The sequence below is a fragment of the Nonomuraea sp. NPDC001684 genome (assembly GCF_053596515.1).
In genome coordinates this window covers 18,352-31,740 of sequence record NZ_JBSFGJ010000068.1, presented here as the reverse complement: position 1 = coordinate 31,740, position 13,389 = coordinate 18,352, and the positions used below count along the sequence as shown (strand labels likewise).

Below are 13,389 nucleotides of genomic sequence, written 5' to 3'. Positions count from 1 at the left end.
CGTGTTCCTGGCCCTGGTGAACGAGCCGTCCCATGCTGCCTGACGTCCTGCGCGCCGAGATCGGCAAGGGCCTGCGCGTGCAGCTCGCCCACCCGCCGCCTACAGCTTCTCGGCCGGCGGGCCGATCGTCTCGCCCCGCGTGGAGGCCGTCCTCGTGGTGCCCGCCGCCGCCCACTCCTCCTTCAACCGGGCCCTGGTGCTGCCCGCCGACGAGGAGGTGACGCTGGAGGTGCTGCCCACGAGCGGCAGGCTCGCCGTCGAGGTGGACGGACGGGTGGTCGGCCACCTGTGCCCCGGCGACACCGTCACGGTCACGGCCTGGCCGGGGGCGGCGAAGGTGGTCCGCGTCGGCACCACCTTCTACGAGCGCGCCCGCCGCAAACTGGGGGTGGACGGCAGCGCCGGGGTCGGCTGACCCCGCTCAGCGACGGTGCCGGGCGGGCCTGGTGAGCGGCCCGCCGGCCCGCACGGGCCTGGTGGACGGCTCGTCCTCCGGCATCTCCGCGGGCCGCGCGCCGCGGGCGGCGACCAGGGCCGACAGCGCGGTCGTGATCGGCACGGCGGCGATCAGCCCGAGCGTGCCCACGACGCTGCGGACGATCTCCTGGGTCACGACCGGCGTGGTCAGCACGTCGCCGAGCGGCTGCGCGCCGATGCTGAACAGCAGCAGCAGCGGCAGCGACGCTCCCGCGTACGCCAGGATGATCGTGTTGATCACCGAGGCGATGTGGGCCCGTCCGACGCGTCCCGCGGCCCGGTACAGGCGGGCGAAGCCGTAGGAGGGGTTGGCCGCGGCCAGCTCGCCCACCGTCACCGCCTGGGTGACGGTGACGTCGTCGAGCACGCCGAGCGCCCCGATGATGATGCTGGCCAGCAGCAGCCCCTCGGTGTCGATGGACAGGCTCATGCCCAGCGTCAGGGCGGTGTCGTCGGTGACGCCGTTGAGCCGGGCCAGGCCGAGCGCCCCGTACGACAGCAGCCCGGTGAGCGCGAGGCTGGCCAGCGTGCCCAGCACGGCCATCGACGTGGTCAGCGAGAAGCCGTGGGTGAGGTAGAGCACCGTCAGCATGATCGCGGCCGAGCCGACGACGGCGACCAGCATCGGCGGCTCGCCCGCCAGGACGGCCGGGATGACGAACGTCAGCAGCAGCCCGAACGTGACCGCCAGCCCCACCAGCGCCGTCACCCCGCGCCACCGCCCGAACGCAATGACCGCCAGCGCGAACGCGCCGCCCAGCAGCCACAACGTCGTCGACCGGTCGTGGTCGGAGAGCTGGTAGTCGCCGTCGGCGGCGCGCAGCAGCAGCACGTCGTCGCCCGCCGTGAACCGCTGGGCCCCCGGGCCGCCTGGCAGCCGCAGCGTGACGTCGCGGCCGGTGTCGGGCCCCGAGCCGACCCGCACGGTGGCGTTGCCGCAGGTGGCCGGGTCGGGCACCGGCATGCCCTCCTGGACGGCCGGGCAGCGCCTGAGCGCGACCGAGGCGATCGTGCCCTCGACCCGCTCGGCCGCCGGCCCCTCCCGCCCGTCCTGGCCGTCCGGCGCCGCCTGCCCCGCGGGCCAGAGCCACACCAGGCAGGCCAGCGTGGCCAGGGCCAGCGGCACCAGCACGGCCAGGCTCGCCACGACCGCGCCGCGCGACGGCGGCGCGGCGGCCACGCCGTGGGAGTGGCCGTGACCGTGGGAATGGCCGTGGAAATGATCGGCGCCCATCGCGTGAAAGATCCTCCTAGGCTTCCGGGACTGCGACAGTAACGCACCCGGCGCGGGGTAGGAGCCGGGTGTGGCGACGCTGGTGGGCACCTCCGGATGGCAGTACAAGGACTGGCGCGGCGTGCTGTACCCCGAGGGGGTCCCCCAGCGGTTGTGGCTGGAGACGTACGCGGCCGAGTTCCCCACGGTCGAGAGCAACAACGCCTTCTACCGCCTGCCGTCGCCGGAGACGTTCGCCGCCTGGCGGGAGCGCACGCCCGACGGGTTCGTGATGGCGGTCAAGGCCAGCCGCTACCTCACCCACATCAAGCGGCTGACCGGGCCCGAGGAGCCGGTCGCCCGGCTGATGGCGGCCGCCGGGGCGCTCAAGGAGAAGCTGGGCCCGGTCCTGCTGCAACTGCCGCCCACGCTGCGCGCCGACCCCGCCCTGCTGGACCGCTGCCTGGGCTGCTTCCCCGGCGGCGTGCGGGTGGCGGTGGAGCCGCGGCACGACTCCTGGTGGACCGGCGAGGTGCGCGAGGTGCTGCTCGCGCGAGGGGCCGCGCTGTGCTGGGCCGACCGGCTCGGCCGGCCGCTGACGCCGCTGTGGCGCACCGCCGACTGGGGGTACGTGCGCCTGCACGAGGGCCTGGCGGCCCCCCGGCCCTCCTACGGCGCGGCGGCGCTGAAGAGCTGGGCGAGGAGGGTGGAGCAGGCCGGATGGCGGGACGTCCACGTCTACTTCAACAACGATCCGGGGGGAGCGGCCGTGCGCGATGCCCGGCGATTTGCCAGACTCGCCTGATGCGCACGCGTCTGTACAGGAACGGCGTCCTCGAAAAGGAGGGCTTCCCCGTCGAGGAGGTCTCCGAGCACGTCGGCGACCCGGAGGCCGCCGTCTGGTTCGATCTGTGCTCGCCCACCCCCGAGCAGCTCAACCAGGTCGGCGAGGAGCTCGGCCTGCACGAACTGGCCGTCGAGGACGTCCTCAGCGACCACCAGCGCCCCAAGGTGGACGTCTACGACAACCACCTGTTCATCACCGTGTACGGCATCCACCTCGACGAGGGCCGCCTCGTCCCCGTCGAGGTGAACGCCTTCGTCACCCCCAACGCCCTGGTGACCGTGCGGGAGAACGCCTGCTTCGACATCGACGAGGTGGTCAGGCGCTGGGACGCGACCTCCCGCCTGGCCGGGCACGGCGTCGCCTTCCTGCTGCACGGCCTGCTCGACTACGTCGTGGACAGCCAGTTCGACCTGGTCCAGGACCTCGACGCGCGGGCCGAGGCCATGGAGGAGTCGCTGTTCGACGACGCGCCCCGCGACGGCAGGCAGCTCCAGCGCGCCATGTACCTGCTGCGCAAGGACACCGCCAGGCTGCGCAAGATCTCCATGCCGATGCGGGAGGTGCTCGGCACGCTGCTCCGCCGCGACCAGGAGATCGTCGCCGACCCGGTGATGGCCCCCTACTACGAGGACGTCTACGACCACGTCCAGCGGGTCGCCGAGTGGGTGGAGGCGATCCGCGACATGCTCGCCAACGTCCGCGAGACCCGCCTGGCCCAGCAGGGCTTCCGCCTCAACGAGATCATGAAGCGGGTGACGAGCTGGGCCGCCATCATCGCGGTGCCCACCGCCATCACCGGCTTCTACGGCCAGAACGTGCCCTACCCCGGCTCCGGGGACATCTCGGGCTTCTGGGCGTCGTCGGTGCTGGTGGCGGTGGCGTCCGTGGTGCTGTACGCGGTCTTCAAGAAGAAGGACTGGCTCTGAACGCCGGTGACGGACGTCAGAAGCGCGGCCGGCACTCCGCGGCCAGCCTCTCGACCGGCACCGGGCCCGCCTGGCCGCCGTCCCGCAGCCGGACGGACGGCACGCCGTCCGAGACCTCCCGCGGCCCCACCACGAGCTGGTACGGCACCAGCCGGTGCGCCCTGATCCTGGCCCCGAGGCTGCCCCGGTCCGCGGGCGCCAGCTCGGCCCGCAGCCCGGCGGCCACCGCCCGCCGCAGCAGGTCCTCGGCCGCCGGGAGCTCGGCGTCCGACAGCGGCAGCACGACCGCCTGCACGGGCGCCAGCCACGCCGGGAACGCGCCGCCGTGCACCTCGATCAGATGCGCGACCAGGCGCTCGATCCCGCCGACCACGCTGCGGTGCACCATGACGGGACGCCGCCCGCCCGCGTACGACAGGTCGAAGCGCTCGGGCTGGTACAGGTCCACCTGGACGGTCGACAGGGTGCTCTCGCGGCCCGCCGGGTCGGCGATCTGGATGTCGATCTTCGGGCCGTAGAAGGCGCCCTCGCCGCGTTCCTCGTCGTAGGCGCGGCCGCGTTCCTGCAGCACCTCGCGCAGCACGGCCTCCGAGCGCGCCCACATCGCGGGGTCGTCCACGAACTTGCCGCCCTCGCCGCGCAGCGAGAGCCGGTAGCGGGCGGCCTCGATGCCGAGCTGGGCGTGCGCGGCCTCGATCAGGTCGAGCGCGGCCGACACCTCGGCCGCCGCCTGCTCCGGCGCGCAGAACACGTGGCCGTCGTTGAGCTGGATGGCCCGCACCCTGGTCAGGCCGCCGAGCACGCCCGACAGCTCCGAGCGGTACATGCCGCCGAGCTCGGCCACGCGCAGCGGCAGCTCCCGGTGGCTGCGCCCGCGCGAGCGGTAGATCAGCGCGTGGTGCGGGCACAGGCTGGGCCGCAGCACGAACTCCTCACCGCCCACGTTCATGGGCGGGAACATGTCCTCGGCGTAGTGCGCCCAGTGGCCCGACCGTTCGTACAGCTCCCGTTTGCCGAGCACGGGGGAGTTGACGTGCACGTAGCCGTGGCGGCGTTCGAGCTCGTGGACGTAGTCCTCCACTGCCTTGCGCACGGCGGCCCCGGCGGGCAGCCAGTAGGGCAGGCCGGAGCCGATCAGCGGGTCGGTGCCGAAGATCTCCAGCTCGCGGCCGAGCCTGCGGTGGTCGTTCATGATCGTCCTTTGCGGTGAAAGGGCGAACGACCAGCTCCCGGGCGCCCGCCCGGGATGCATGGAATCAGCGCGCCGGGACCGTGTCCGGCGTCGTCGTGACGAGAGCGCGCTGCATGCCTGCCACCGTAGCACCGCGGCGGCCGTGAAGAAAATCTTCAAGAGCAGGGCAAGGAATGGCAAATGATATAAAAGAGCCGTGGCTGAGATCACCTTGAGCGTCCGCCAGTTGCAGGCGTTCGCCGAGGTCGGCTACCAGGTCGCGGGCGGTGGCGGCGCGCACGCGGCGATGGCGGCGCTGCGCCAGGTGGTCCCGCTCGACGCCTACGAGTTCGTCGCCTACGACCCCGCCACCGGCCGGCACCACAGCGTCGTCTCCGACGGCCACCGCCGCATCGACCGCGACGCCGCCGAGGAGTACGCCGCGCTCGACGCCTGCCGCGAGGCCATCGCCGGGCGGCGGCCGGTGCCCATGCCGCAGCCGGGCACCGAACGGTACTTCCGCCGCCACCTGGCCCCCTACGGATGGCGGGCCGGGCTGACCGCGCCGCTGTTCCTCGCCGACGGCGGCCGCTACACCGGCCTGCTGCACCTGGCCGCCAAAGACGCCTTCCCGCTGCTGGCCGGCGCCCTGGTCGCCGCCGTGAGCCCGATGCTCGCGCACGTCACCGACCTGACCCGGTGCGTGATCGACCCCGCCGGGCTGCCGCCCGACTTCCGCGCGGTCGCCTTCGACCGGCTCGGCGAGCGCCGCGCGGTGCCCGGCCACGAGGTCTCCCGCGAGCTGTGGGACGATCCCGCCATGGCGGCCTTCGCGCGCGCGTTCATCGACTCGCGCGAGCTGAGCCGGCGCGGCCTGTGGCTCGACGGCGGCGGCCGCTGGCACGAGGTGCGGCTGCTGCGGGCCGGCGTCGGCTACCAGGGCTCGCTGCAGGGCGCGGTCGCCGCCGAACGGCCCTGCCCGCTGCCCTACGACCTGACCGGCCGCGAGGTCGATGTGCTCACCCGGGTCGCGGCCGGCGACTCCAACCCGCAGATCGCGGCCTGCCTGGTGCTGAGCGTCCGGACGGTGACCACCCATCTGGAGCACATCTTCGCCAAGCTGGGCTGCGACAGCCGGACCAGGCTCACCACGAAGGCGCTGGCCGAAGGGTTGTGCCGGCTCGACCTGTGACGCACGGCTCCTGCCCGGCGGGCACGCGGGCCTGCGTCAGCTCGAACCAGACGGTCGTCGAGCCCCCCTCGCGGACGAACCCCCACCGGTGGCTGAGCGCCTCGATCAGCGGCAGCCCCCGGCCGCTGGTCGCCTGCGGAGCGGTCCGGCACACGCACGGCGGGCCGTCCGCGCCGCCGTCGGCCACGCACACCCGGACCGTGGTGTCCGAGCTGAGCACCGACACCGTGAACGAGCCGCCGTCCCCGGACCTGGTGTGCAGGATCGCGTTCGTGGCCAGCTCGCTGGTGAGCAGCACCACGTCGTCATGGAAGGGATGATCGCGGCCGAGCGCGTCCGTCACGAGCCCCCTGGCCCGCGAGACCTGGGACGCGACCCCCGGAAGCCGGACCGCGAGGTCGCGGAAGCCGGGCGTCTCACCCCCGTCGGCATGGTCTGAGTCCCTCGGCGCCACGGCGACCTCCCCCGAATCAGGTGACGTCATGAGACGCGCGGGCAGGGGGCGAGAGATTATCGCGAAAAGGTAGGAATGCTCTTTCCAAGGTCGCCTGCACGACCTGCCGCGGCGACCGAGTACGCTGCGATCGACGAGTCGTCTAGGCCCGTGGGGGAGCAAAGCGTGCACAGCAGCCTACTCGCCCGGCCGTCGGAGGAGGTCGCGTGAGCAGCCTGGAGGCCGTCTGGGTGGAGCCGTACGACCGGCCCGGGGCGGCCGTCGTGACCGGTGTCTTCGACATCCTGCACGTCGGCCACGTGCGCTACCTGGGCGCCGTGGCCGCCCGCGGGCTGCCCCTGGTGGTCGGCGTGGAGGACGACCCGCGCGTGCGGGCGTGGAAGGGGCCCAGCCGGCCGTTCAACCCGGCGGCGGAGCGGGCCGAGGTGCTGGCCGCGCTGCGCTGCGTGGCCGGCGTCTTCGTGGTGGCCGGGCCGCCCGAGGCGCACGGCCCCGAGGACTACATCGACCTGCTCGCGCCGATGCGGCCCGGCGCGCTGGCCCACACGGCCGGCGATCCGCACGCGGGCGCGCGGGCCACGGCGGCGGCCATCCTGGGCGCGGAGTGCTGGGAGATGGCGGCCATCCCCGACCGCTCCACGACCCGCATCGTGAACGCCGCCGGCAAGGGCTGACCAGGCGGCCCCGGAGCGGCCCCGGAGCGGCCCCGGAGCGGCCGGGGCGTCGCTGAAACGGGCAGCGGCCATGATCGCGTAATCTTTCATGCCATGATGGCCGACCTGGTGGCGAAGCGGGTGACGAACCTGCTGGCACCGCAAGTGCTGGTGATCGTCATGCCGCCCGCCGTGGGCCTGCTCGCCCAGGGATGGGCCGGCGCGGCCTGGGGGCTGGTGGCCTCGGCGTTCTGCGGCGGCGTGCCGGCGGCGGTGATCGCGCTCGGCGTGCGTTCGGGGCGGCTCGACTCCCACCACATCGTCGACCGGGCCCGCCGCACCGGTCCGCTGCTGGCCGCCGTGGCCGCTGTGCTGGTCGCGCTCGCGCTGCTGGTCGTGCTGGGCGCGCCGCGGCTGCTGGTGGCCACGGTGACCGCGATGCTGGTCGCCCTGGCGGTGACCGTGCCGATCACCACCCGCTGGAAGATCTCCTTCCACGCCGCGGTCTCGGCGGGCACGGTGGTGGTGCTGGCGCACGTGCTGCCCGCCGTGCCGGTGGCGATCGCCGGCGCGGCCGTGGTGGCGCTGGTGTGCTGGGCCAGGGTCCGCCTCGCCCATCACACATGGGCGCAGGTCGCGGCGGGCGCGGTCACCGGCACGCTCACCACGTGGGCGACGCTGGCGCTGTTCGGGGTCTGAATGCCGGAATAGCCCCGCCGCCACGCGGGTTGGCCGGGACATGGATGCCACGAACCGGGGCCGGGTCCGCGTCGAGCGGTCGGCCAAGCGCGTGCGGACCTACCTGGGCGGCCGGCCGATCGCCGACACGACCCGGGCCCTGCTGGTGTGGGAAGGCCCCTTTTACCCCACCTACTACTTCCCCCTCCAGGACGTCGATGAGGCGGCGCTCAAGCCGACCGGCGCGTCCAGGCACTCCCCGAGCAGGGGTGACGCCGCCGTCCACACGGTCACCTCGGGCGCCGCGCAGGCCCCGGAGGCGGCGCTGGTCTACGACGACTCGCCGCTGGAGGAGATCCGCGGGCACGTGCGCTTCGACTGGGACGCCATGGACGCCTGGTTCGAGGAGGACGAGGAGGTCTACGTGCACGCCCGCGACCCGTACACGCGGGTGGACATCCTGCCGAGCTCGCGGCACATCCGGGTGGAGGTGGACGGGGTCACCGTGGCCGACTCGCGCAACGCCCGCATCCTGTTCGAGACCGGCCTGCCGGCCCGCTACTACCTGCCGAAGACCGACGTACGGCTCGACCTGCTGGAGCACACCGACACCGCGACCCACTGCCCGTACAAGGGGACGGCGGAGTACTGGTCGGTCAACGGGAAGAAGGACCTGGCCTGGTCCTACCGCACGCCGCTGCCCGAGAGCGAGCGCGTGGCGGGGCTGATCGCCTTCTACAACGAGAAGCTGGACATCTTCGTCGACGGCGAGCGCGAGGAGCGTCCGCAGACCAAGTTCTCCTGACCGAGGGAGTGCGCCCCGCCGCTCAGGGCGGGGCGCGCGCGGGCCTCAGGCTGCCGGCGACCAGTGCGGGTCGCGGCCGAGGTAGCGCAGCAGGGCGGCGACCTCGTCGCCGGAGGCGTCGTCCGGGAGCGCCGGGGCGTAGGCGCCCCACGGGCGCAGCGGGTCGGCGATCTGCCGGGCGACCTCCAGCAGCGGCCCGGCCATCTCCGGCGTCAGCGGCGAGGGCTGACCGGTGGCCACGGCGATGTCCCAGGCGTGCACGGCGGCGTCGAGCGCGCACGCCGTCGAGCCCGCCCACGGCGACATCTTGTTCGGCGGCACCGGCGTGGGCACCTCGGCGGCGTCCCGGTCGACCGCGGCCCATGCCCTGGCCGAGCGGGTCAGCGCGTCCTCCAGCTCGGCCGCCGGGTCGGCGCCCGGCTCGGCGGGCGGGTCGAACGGGTTGAACGCCGGCCCGGCCTCGCCCGTGAGCGTGGCGGCGAAGCCGATCTGGTCGCCCACGGCGTGCTTGAAGACCTTGGTGACGCTCCACTCGGAGCACGGGGTCGGCAGGTCCCAGCCGTCGGCCGGGATGCCGCTGACGGCCTTGCGCAGCGCCTCGTGCGAGGCGTCCAGAACGTCCCAGCCGCTGATGATGTCGCCCATGTGGAGCTCCTTTCGAGATGACTCCATATTAGCAGAACGGAATGCTTTGTTCCACTAGTTTGCGGCAGCCTGTGCGAGACCGTCGATCAGCAGGTCCAGGGCCTGGTCCGGCCCGGCGGCCTGAGGGCGTCGCCGGGCCGGGACCGTCAGGTGAGCAGGCGGGTCAGCACGCGGGTGCCGAACTCCAGGCCCTCCACCGGCACCCGCTCGTCCTTGCCGTGGAACATGCCGAAGTAGTCCAGGTCGGGCCGGAGCATGAGCGGGGCGAAGCCGTACCCCTGGATGCCGATGGTGGCGAAGGACTTGGCGTCGGTGCCGCCGCTCATCACGTACGGGACCGGCCGCGCCTGCGGATCCTCGGCCACCAGCGCCCCCGCCAGCTCGTCGAAGAACGCCGACGGGTACGGCGCGGCGGGCGCCTCCTCCAGGTTCACGAACTCGCGGGTGATCTTCGGCCCGAGCAGCTCGTCGATCGTCGCGAGGAACTCCTCCTGCAGGCCCGGCAGGTACCGGCCGTCCACGTGCGCCGAGGCCGTCGAGGGCACCACGTTCACCTTGTAGCCGGCCGCCAGCATCGTCGGGTTCGCCGAGTTGCGGATCTGGCCGTGGAACAGCTCGCCGAGCGCGCCCAGCCGGTCGGCCTCGGCGTCCAGCCGGTCCAGGTCGATCGGCCGGCCGGTGATCTCCGACAGGCTCTCCAGGAGCGCGGCGACCGACGGCGTCAGGCGTACCGGCCACTGGTGCGCGGCGACCCGCGACAGGGCGTGGGCCAGCGTGGCGACGGGGTTGTCCACGGCGGGCCGCGAGCCGTGGCCCGCCACGCCGTGGGCGGTCACCTTCATCCAGGCGGTGCCGCGCTCGCCGACGGCGATCGGGTAGACGCGCCGCCCGCCGGCCTCGACGCTGAAGCCGCCCGACTCGCTGATGGCCTCGGTGACGCCGTCGAACAGGTACCGGTGCTCGGTCACCGCGTACCGGGAGCCGTGGTCGCCGGTCGCCTCCTCGTCGGCCAGGAAGGCCAGCACCAGGTCCCGCTTGGGCCGCACGCCGCGCGCCGCCATGTCCAGCACGGCCGCGAGCGTCATCGCGCACGAGCCCTTCATGTCCACCGCGCCCCGGCCGTACACGCAGCCGTCGGTGATCTCGCCGGAGAACGGGTGCATCCGCCACTCGACGGGGTCGGCCGGCACCACGTCCAGGTGGCCGTGGACGAGCAGCGCGTCGGAGGAGTCGCCGTCGATCCTGGCCACGACGGTCGTGCGCCGGGGTTCCGACTCGAACACCACCGGCTCCAGCCCCGCGTCGGCCAGCAGCGTGGCCACGTACTCGGCCGCCGGGCGCTCGCCTGAGCCCGGGTTGGTGGTGTCGAACCTGATCAGGTCCGAGCAGATCTCGGCGACGCTCTTCACGCTCTCCCCTTCAGCGTCAGCGGTGGCACGCCGGGCGTCTCCAGGTCGAAGATCAGCCCGTAGAAGGCCAGCTCGGCCTCCAGCACCGCCACGATGGTCTCTTCCCTGCGCCAGCCGTGCTGCTCGCCGGCGAAGGTGAGCAGAGCCCACTGTTTGCCGTGCTTGTCCAGTTCGGCGGTGAATCGCTCGGCCTGGCTCACGTCCACGATCGCGTCCTCCAGACCGTGCAACATGAGGCATGGGCCCGATGCCCGGGCCGCGTTCAGGAGCGGCGAGCGGTCGGTGTACCGCTGCCGCGTCTCGGGCAACGGGCCCACCAGGCCGTCGAGGTAGCGCGACTCGAAGTCGTGCGTCTCGGCCGCCCAGCTCTCCGGGTCGGTGATCGCGTAGTGCGCGACGCCGCCCGCGAACACGTCGCTGTGCACCAGCGCGGCCACCGTGGTCCAGCCGCCGGCGCTGCCGCCCCGGATCGCGATCCTGGCCGCGTCCGCCAGTCCGAGCTGCACCAGCCCGCGCGCCACCTTCGCGCAGTCCTGGACGTCCACCACGCCCCACTGGTGCCGCAGCCGCTCGCGGTAGGCCCGGCCGTAACCGGTGGAGCCGCCGTAGTTCACCACGGCCACGCCGATCCCTCTGCTGGTGAAGTAGGCGACCTCCAGGTCCAGCACGACCGGCGTGTTCCCGGTCGGGCCGCCGTGCACGAAGATCACGTACGGCGCCGGCCCGGCGACCCCCGCCGGCGGGTGGAGATGGGCGTGCACGCCCTCGATCGTCACCGCCTCCGGCGTGGGCAGCAGCGCCCGGTCCGGCAGCGGCTTGGGGGCCGAGACGACCTCGTGCCCGCCGGTGGCGAGGTCGACCAGCGTCACCTCCAGCGGCGTGTACGGCGTCGCCCCCACCGCCACCGCCTTGCCCCCGGCCGCCGACACCGTCGAGGCCCAGTACGTGTGCCCGTCCCCGCCGATCTCCCGCAGGCCGCCCGTCGCCGGGTCCAGCACGCCCAGGCGGCGGTGGTCGGCGGTGCCGTACACGACGACCAGTTGCTCGCCCGCCGGGGCCAGGCAGGCCAGGCCCGGCTTCCAGGCCGCCGCGCCGAACTCCAGCTCCACGGGGGTGAGGTTGCGCGAGGGGGAGCCGTCGAGGGGCACGAGGTGCACGTTCCACCAGCCGGTCGGGTCGGTGACGGCGTACAGGGACTCCTCGTCGCGCCACTCGGCCTGCGTCACCGACTCCTCGGGGCCGCCGGCCACGACCCGGTGGGGGCCCGCGACGCCGTCCGCGGACAGGTCGGCCACGCACAGCTCGGTGCCGTCCCAGGGCATGTCGGGGTGGTTCCAGCCGATCCAGGCGACCTGGGTGCCGCCGGGGGACAGGCGGGGGTTCATCAGGAAATGGTGGGCGCGGGCGACGACCCTGAGCGGGCCGCCGTCCAGGGGGACCGCGACCAGGTCACGCACGTCGTCGATCTCGCGGACCGCCCACACCTCGTCGCGGCCGGGCGGCAGGTAGAGGTCGCCGTACCGGGCCGGGCCCTCGGGCGTCAGGGCGACCGGCTCGGCGGCCGTCCCGGTGGAGGCGTCCAGGCGGTAGAGCCGCTGGTCGGCCCAATGGGTGAAGACCAGGCCGCCGCCCGGCAGCGGGCGCCAGGAGCGGCCGCCGTACTCGACCAGGCGGTTGCGGGCGTTCCAGCCCTGAGGCAGCGCGTCGGCGCGCGAGCCGTCGGGCAGGCGGCGCACCACGCAGCGCCTGCCGCCCTCGTGCGGGCGCGGCTCGTCCCACCACACCTCCACGCCCTCGGGCGTGGCGACGGCCTCCACCCACTGGGGGCCGCCGTCGGTACGCGCCACATCGATCGGTCGAATACTCATGAAAGATCACCAATTGCCGTTGGTACAGGGAGGCAGCGGGTGCCCGGGCGGATGGAGGACGTACACGATGCCGCCGCTGCCCGAGCTCCTCAGCCACACGTTCTCGAACGCTGCCCGCGGGTAGATCCGCCGAACCTCGCCGTCCGCGGGCGCGGCGGGGTCGTTGACGACGACGTCGCCCGCGGCGGTGAAGCCGGTGACGACGAGGATGTGGCCGTTCGTGGAGTAGCCGGAGCCGGGCAGCTCATGGGCCCGGAACGACAGCGAGGCGATCACCGGGATCCCCGCCAGGACGAACGCCTCCAGCTCGGCCGCCGACAGCAGCCTGGTCACGAAGCCGGTCAGCCCGTAACGCCCGGCGTAGGCCACGTTGAACGGCCAGTTCCCGGTGCCCTGGTAGCTGTCGTCGTAGGTGCCCATGGCCGCGTGGTCCACCGCCGGGGCGGGGTCGTCCGCGCCCACCCAGGCGAGCTCGCCGGGCTCGGGGCCGCGGCCCCAGAAGGCCAGCACCATCGCCACCGAGGCGGGGCTGCACCAGTTCGCGCCGCCGCCGTCCCAGCGCGGGTGGTGCCCGGCGTGCGCGTACTGGGAGTGGCCGGGCACGTCCAGCTCGACGTGCCCGGCCACCCCTGGCGTGCTCACCGGGACCGGACGCTGCGGCAGGGCCGAGGCCAGCACGCCGAGAGAGGTCATCCGCGCGCCCTCGCCGCGCGCGGTGACCCTCAGCTGGAACGCCACGACCGGCCGCCTGGCCACGAACGTGTCCACGGCCACGTCGCCGTCCTCGTCGCCCTGGCCGGGCACCGAGGTGCGCGGCCCGTGCTCGGACCACCGGCCCATGACGTACCACTTGGTCAGCGTGCCCGCCCCGGTCCTGGCCCGCAGCTCCACCTCGACCCCGCCGCCGGGCGGGGTGCGCGCGGTCCACGAGGGCACGAGCTGGGTGGCCGCGAAGCCGACCCGGTGTTCCTCGCTGGTCCACGTGCCTCCGGGCACGGTGAGACGGGTGAAGGCGACGCGCGCCAGATCGACGGTGAGCACCAGCCATATT

General features: G+C 73.7%; 13 protein-coding genes and 1 pseudogene. 7 read left to right on the top strand and 7 right to left on the bottom strand.

Going from position 1 to position 13,389, the window contains the following annotated elements:
- Positions 1-109 precede the first annotated feature (109 nt).
- Positions 110-415: pseudogene (locus tag ACWCSD_RS15855) on the top strand (NAD(+)/NADH kinase); the annotation flags it as partial.
- Positions 416-421: 6 nt separating this feature from the next.
- Here the strand turns inward: ACWCSD_RS15855 and ACWCSD_RS15850 are convergent.
- On the bottom strand, positions 422-1,711 hold the full coding sequence (locus ACWCSD_RS15850; protein ID WP_449915578.1) for a YibE/F family protein: 1,290 nt from the start codon (positions 1,709-1,711) through the stop codon (positions 422-424).
- Positions 1,712-1,781: 70 nt separating this feature from the next.
- On the opposite strand from ACWCSD_RS15850, the gene ACWCSD_RS15845 reads away from it, so the two are divergent.
- Both ACWCSD_RS15845 and ACWCSD_RS15840 read left to right on the top strand, forming a co-directional pair.
- The gene (locus tag ACWCSD_RS15845) at positions 1,782-2,495 is read left to right on the top strand and encodes a DUF72 domain-containing protein (RefSeq protein ID WP_352354077.1); all 714 of its coding nucleotides are present in this window, start codon (positions 1,782-1,784) and stop codon (positions 2,493-2,495) included.
- Complete coding sequence (locus ACWCSD_RS15840; RefSeq protein ID WP_397164157.1) at positions 2,495-3,463, top strand: magnesium transporter CorA family protein; 969 nt, start codon at positions 2,495-2,497, stop codon at positions 3,461-3,463. The genes ACWCSD_RS15845 and ACWCSD_RS15840 overlap by 1 nt, the downstream gene beginning before the upstream one ends.
- Positions 3,464-3,479: 16 nt before the next feature.
- Here ACWCSD_RS15840 and thrS read toward each other — a convergent pair whose 3' ends face one another.
- The gene (gene thrS, locus ACWCSD_RS15835; protein ID WP_358293304.1) at positions 3,480-4,655 is read right to left on the bottom strand and encodes a threonine--tRNA ligase; all 1,176 of its coding nucleotides are present in this window, start codon (positions 4,653-4,655) and stop codon (positions 3,480-3,482) included.
- Between the two features lie 196 nt (positions 4,656-4,851).
- Here thrS and ACWCSD_RS15830 point away from each other — a divergent pair, with 196 nt between their 5' ends.
- A complete protein-coding gene (locus ACWCSD_RS15830) occupies positions 4,852-5,826 on the top strand; it encodes a helix-turn-helix transcriptional regulator (RefSeq protein WP_387669976.1) in 975 nt (324 codons plus the stop codon).
- Here the strand turns inward: ACWCSD_RS15830 and ACWCSD_RS15825 are convergent.
- The gene (locus tag ACWCSD_RS15825; RefSeq protein WP_358293301.1) at positions 5,780-6,280 is read right to left on the bottom strand and encodes an ATP-binding protein; all 501 of its coding nucleotides are present in this window, start codon (positions 6,278-6,280) and stop codon (positions 5,780-5,782) included. The two genes, ACWCSD_RS15830 and ACWCSD_RS15825, sit on opposite strands and share 47 nt — an antisense overlap.
- Before the next feature lie 206 nt (positions 6,281-6,486).
- On the opposite strand from ACWCSD_RS15825, the gene ACWCSD_RS15820 reads away from it, so the two are divergent.
- The 3 genes from ACWCSD_RS15820 to ACWCSD_RS15810 all read left to right on the top strand — a co-directional run bounded on the left by ACWCSD_RS15820 (position 6,487) and on the right by ACWCSD_RS15810 (position 8,416).
- Positions 6,487-6,954, top strand: a complete 468-nt coding sequence (locus tag ACWCSD_RS15820; protein ID WP_352354085.1) for an adenylyltransferase/cytidyltransferase family protein — start codon at positions 6,487-6,489, stop codon at positions 6,952-6,954.
- Positions 6,955-7,047: 93 nt separating this feature from the next.
- Positions 7,048-7,632: a hypothetical protein gene (locus ACWCSD_RS15815; RefSeq protein ID WP_358293300.1), complete on the top strand. Its 585-nt coding sequence runs from the start codon at positions 7,048-7,050 to the stop codon at positions 7,630-7,632.
- A gap of 40 nt (positions 7,633-7,672) precedes the next feature.
- Positions 7,673-8,416, top strand: a complete 744-nt coding sequence (locus ACWCSD_RS15810; RefSeq protein ID WP_387669971.1) for a DUF427 domain-containing protein — start codon at positions 7,673-7,675, stop codon at positions 8,414-8,416.
- 45 nt (positions 8,417-8,461) lie between these two features.
- Here ACWCSD_RS15810 and ACWCSD_RS15805 read toward each other — a convergent pair whose 3' ends face one another.
- From ACWCSD_RS15805 to ACWCSD_RS15790, 4 genes are all read right to left on the bottom strand, one after another.
- Positions 8,462-9,061 carry a TIGR03086 family metal-binding protein gene (locus tag ACWCSD_RS15805; RefSeq protein ID WP_397164159.1) on the bottom strand — a complete coding sequence of 200 codons (600 nt, stop codon included), beginning with the start codon at positions 9,059-9,061 and terminating at the stop codon, positions 8,462-8,464.
- Positions 9,062-9,207: 146 nt separating this feature from the next.
- Positions 9,208-10,470, bottom strand: coding sequence for a M20/M25/M40 family metallo-hydrolase (locus tag ACWCSD_RS15800; protein WP_449915571.1), 1,263 nt, complete (start codon positions 10,468-10,470; stop codon positions 9,208-9,210).
- Positions 10,467-12,338 (bottom strand): prolyl oligopeptidase family serine peptidase, encoded by a 1,872-nt coding sequence (locus ACWCSD_RS15795; RefSeq protein WP_449915569.1) that lies wholly within the window; start codon positions 12,336-12,338, stop codon positions 10,467-10,469. The genes ACWCSD_RS15800 and ACWCSD_RS15795 overlap by 4 nt, the downstream gene beginning before the upstream one ends.
- 6 nt (positions 12,339-12,344) lie before the next feature.
- Positions 12,345-13,379, bottom strand: coding sequence for a C39 family peptidase (locus tag ACWCSD_RS15790; protein WP_449915567.1), 1,035 nt, complete (start codon positions 13,377-13,379; stop codon positions 12,345-12,347).
- Between the last annotated feature and the right edge of the window lie 10 nt (positions 13,380-13,389).